3 protein-coding genes are annotated in these 3,940 nt (G+C 74.3%); 2 read left to right on the top strand and 1 reads right to left on the bottom strand.

The window, feature by feature from the left end; translation table 11 throughout:
• Nucleotides 1-636: 636 nt before the first annotated feature.
• Nucleotides 637-1,152 carry a flavin reductase family protein gene (locus ABD211_RS28140; protein ID WP_344138372.1) on the top strand — a complete coding sequence of 172 codons (516 nt, stop codon included), beginning with the start codon at nucleotides 637-639 and terminating at the stop codon, nucleotides 1,150-1,152.
• Here the strand turns inward: ABD211_RS28140 and ABD211_RS28135 are convergent.
• Nucleotides 1,116-1,436, bottom strand: coding sequence for a hypothetical protein (locus ABD211_RS28135; RefSeq protein ID WP_344138370.1), 321 nt, complete (start codon nucleotides 1,434-1,436; stop codon nucleotides 1,116-1,118). The two genes, ABD211_RS28140 and ABD211_RS28135, sit on opposite strands and share 37 nt — an antisense overlap.
• 209 nt (nucleotides 1,437-1,645) lie before the next feature.
• Here ABD211_RS28135 and ABD211_RS28130 point away from each other — a divergent pair.
• A partial coding sequence (locus ABD211_RS28130) for a glycosyl hydrolase family 65 domain-containing protein (protein WP_344138368.1) occupies nucleotides 1,646-3,940 on the top strand: 2,295 nt, incomplete at its 3' end.

Here is a 3,940-nt window from a genome sequence, read left to right as displayed (position 1 = left end):
GCGGCCCGCGGCGGCGGGCGGGCCGGTGCCACGGCCGCCGGCCCAGCCGATGCCGACGACGGTCGCCACGGCGAGCAGAACGACTGCCCCGCCCGTGAGCAGGTACGCAAGGTTGCGGGAACGGGTACGGGTCGGGGGCGGGTTGCGCACCGGCGCGCTCCTTGTCGTCGTCGGGGTGGGCGAGGTGCCGGCATCCAAACGGAACGGACGGCCGGAAGGTTGCCCGCGCTCCGGACCTTTTTCGACGACCGCGCGAATCCCTATGGGAGCGATGGCATTAAGGCCGCGATAACCAGTGCGCACATGCTGAAAACTATTACCTACTTAAGTTGTGGGGATTGACCTCTCGCGCAGCGCGCGACTAGCCTGTACGACAGAAGACGTCATTAGCGCCTCGGCTGCAGCCCCTTACCGAGGCAGGCGCGGAAGGAGGCGACCATGCCGCAGCTCGGTCAAGGCCGCCCGCGTCTGCGCTCCCGGCGCCACATCGACTTCCAGCGCGTGTCCAGCGCCCTCTGTCCGCTGTAGACGATCGTCCGGATCCCGCGCACCGCGCGGTCGCTCCGCCGCACGACAACGCCGACACCTGCTCGACGCAGGTCCCGCAGGACCAGCCGCCCCGCCGAGGAGACCCGCATGACCGTCACCATCCAACCCGCCACCCAACCGGCCCACCTGCGCCGCGTCTTCGGGGCCTTCCCGACCGGCGTCACGGTGCTCGCCGCCCTCGTCGATGGCGCGCCCGTCGGGCTCGCGGCCAGCTCGTTCACGTCCGTGTCCCTCGACCCGCCGCTGGTCTCGGTCTGCCTCGCGCACACGTCGAGCACCTGGCCGCTGCTGCGCCGGGCCGGTCACCTCGGCGTCAGCGTGCTCGGCGACCACCAGGAGCTGGTGTGCCGGCAGCTGTCGTCGAGGAACGGCGACCGGTTCGCCGGCACGTCGTGGCGGGCCACCGGGAACGGCGGCGTACTGCTCGACGGTTCCAGCGCCTGGCTGGACTGCGGCATCGAGCAGATCATCCCGGCCGGCGACCATGACATCGTCCTGCTGCGCGTGCACGACCTGGACGTCGACCCGCAGGTGGCGCCGCTCGTGTTCCACGGCAGCCAGTTCCGTCAACTGCACCGCCCCGCCCTGCGTGTCGCGGCCTGACCGCTCCCGGCATGACAAAGGCCCGGCCGGGACGGTCGGGCCTTTGTCATGCCGTCAGACCAGCGCCTCCCGGCGGCGGCCAGGCCGGGGCGCCCGCGCAGGGTCTGGAACAGGCCGCGCCGCTGCAGGATCGGCACCACCAGCGTCGCGAAGTTCGCCAGGTCGACCGCCGTGTCGGCGGGCATGAACGTGAACCCGTCGGCGGTGCCGGCCTTCTGCTCGGTCGCGGCGACGAGCACCACCACCCCCAGGGAGACCGACGTATGGACGGTTACGCGTGTCATCGCGCGCCGAGTTCCGCACGCAACTGTCCAACGTCGGGCGGATCCCTCGATACGAGCCGGCGTCGCCGGACGGCCGGGGCGGACGCTCGGCCCGTGCGCCGGTCGAAGAACCCGCAGCGCGCTACGCGCGTAGAACGCCTGAACAGCCGCTGGGGGCCTAAGGTGACCTTGCCGGGAGGGGAACGCGCCGCTGTCCAGAAGGGCCGCCCATGGTCGCCAATCTCCGCCGCGTGATGCTGCGCCTCGCCGCCGCCGCGCTCGTTCTCCTGCCGCTCGCTCCGGTCCACGACGACCCGGCGCGCGCGCAGCCGTCCCCGCCGGACGGATGGTCGCTGTCCACGACGGATCCCCACGCCGCCTCGGCCGCGCCGGCCTACCTCGGCAACGGCTACGTCGGCACCCGGATCCCCTCGGACGGCACCGGCTACGTAGCAGCACCCGTACCGACGGAGACGCACGTCGCGGGCGTGTACGGGGCCGTGCCCGACCAGGTGCACGGCGGCAGCCAGCCGCAGGGGTCGGTGAGCCTGCCCGGCTGGACCCGGCTCGACATCGTCGTGGGCGGCCGGGCCTACGCGGCGGTCGACGCCGAACGCTACCGCCAGACCCTCGACCTGCGCCGGGGCGTGCTCACCACGACGGCCCGCTGGCGGGTGAGCGGCCGGATCACCGACCTCGCGTACGACGTGGTCGTGGACCGGGCGCGGATGCGCGTCGGGGTGGCCCGGCTGCGGTTCACGCCGCACTGGTCGGGCCCGGTCGAGGTGCGCGACGTGCTCGGCGAGGGTGCCGATCCGACGCTGCGCGAACTGCGCCCCGCCGTCAACCGGACCGACGCGGCGATCACCGCGCGCACCGCCGGCACCGGCATCACGGTCGCCACGGTGGCCCGCCTGCGCGTGCCCGCGCAGGCCTGGGTGGTCCCAGGGCTCGACGAGGCGACGGTCACCCGCAGCGTCACCCTGCGCGTGCGCTCGGGCGAGACCTACGAGGTCGCCAAGGTCGTCGGCTTCGCCACGTCCCTGGACGCGACCGACCCGCTGGACGCCGCGGTGCGGGCGGCGTCGGACGCGCCGTCGGCGGCCGACCTGATCGCGGAGAACGCGGTCGCGTGGGGCCGGCTCTGGGCGGCCGACATCGAGCTGCCCGGCCAGCCGGTGCTGCAGCGCCGGGTCCGGGCGGCGATGTTCTCCCTGCTCGCGTCCGTGCGGGCCGGGGTGCGGTGGAGCGTCAGCCCGGTCGGCCTGTCCGCCGGCGGCTACCACAACCACGTCTTCTGGGACGCCGAGACGTGGATCTACCCGGCGCTGCTGGCCCAGCATCCCGACGAGGCGACCGGCGTCGTCGACTACCGGCACCGCACCCTCGACGGCGCCCGCCGCAACGCCCGGCGCACCGGCTACGACGGCGCGCGGTTCGCCTGGGAGAGCGCGCTGACCGGCGACGAGGTCACCCCGGCCTGGGCCGAGACCGGCGAGCTGGAGCAGCACATCACCGCCGACGTGGCGCTGGCCCAGTGGCAGCACTACCTGGCCACGGGCGACGGCCACCGGCTGCGCGCCCGCGGCTGGCCGGTGCTGCGCGGCGCCGCCGACTTCTGGGCCAGCCGCGCCCAGCGCCGGCCCGACGGCTGGCACATCACCCGCGTGCAGGGCCCCGACGAGGAGAACTGGCCGGTCGACGACTCGACCTACACCAACGCGACCGCCGCGATGACGTTGCGCATCGCGTCCCGCACGGCCGCGATACTCGGAGTACGGCCACCAGCGCGCTGGTCGGAGGTCGCCGCCGGCCTGGTCGTGCACCGGCCGCGCCCGCTGGGCGGGCTGCGGTCCGTGCGCCCCGAGTTCCACGGCTACGCCGGCCAGCAGATCAAGCAGGCCGACGTGGTGCTGCTGACCTACCCGTGGGAGTACCCGCAGCCGGCGCCCGTGGACCGGGACAACCTGCGCTACTACGCGGCGCGGTCCAACCCGGACGGGCCGGCCATGACCGACTCGGTGCACAGCGTCGTGGCGGCCGAGCTGGGCGACGACTGTTCGGCCTGGACGTACACGCTGCGCAGCGTCGACCCGTTCGTGCGCGCGCCGTTCGAGCAGTTCACCGAGGCGCGGCACGGGGGCGTGTTCACGTTCCTCACCGGCCAGGGCGGCTTCCTGCAGGGGTTCCTGTACGGCTACCCGGGCCTGCGCTGGCGCGAGGGCGGCCCGCACCTCGATCCGATGCTGCCGCCGCAGCTTCGCGGCGGCCTGCGCGTCACCGGCGTGCGCTGGCAGGGGCGGGTGCTCGACATCGACGTGCGACCGGGCACGACCACGGTCACGCTGCGGGCGGGCGCGGCGATGACGGTCAGCACCGCCCAGGGCCGCCGGACCCTCGCGGTCGGCGCGCCGATCGCGCTTGCCACCCGTACCCCGGAAGGGAACGGGACCGACGCGGCCTGGTGCCGGCCGACCACGGCGACCAGCGCGGCGCCCGGCGGGCCGCCGGCGGCGGCCGTGGAC

The organism is Luedemannella flava (genome assembly GCF_039528515.1).
Taxonomy (GTDB): Bacteria; Actinomycetota; Actinomycetes; order Mycobacteriales; family Micromonosporaceae; genus Luedemannella; species Luedemannella flava.
The sequence above is the reverse complement of the archived record's forward strand: the minus strand, read 5'-3'. Positions and strand labels throughout refer to the sequence as shown.

Excerpts from the sequence above, each read along its gene's own strand:
- ABD211_RS28135 (WP_344138370.1), bottom strand. The coding sequence starts at position 1,436 with ATGACACGCGTAACCGTCCATACGTCGGTCTCCCTGGGGGTGGTGGTG.
- ABD211_RS28140 (WP_344138372.1), top strand. The coding sequence starts at position 637 with ATGACCGTCACCATCCAACCCGCCACCCAACCGGCCCACCTGCGCCGC.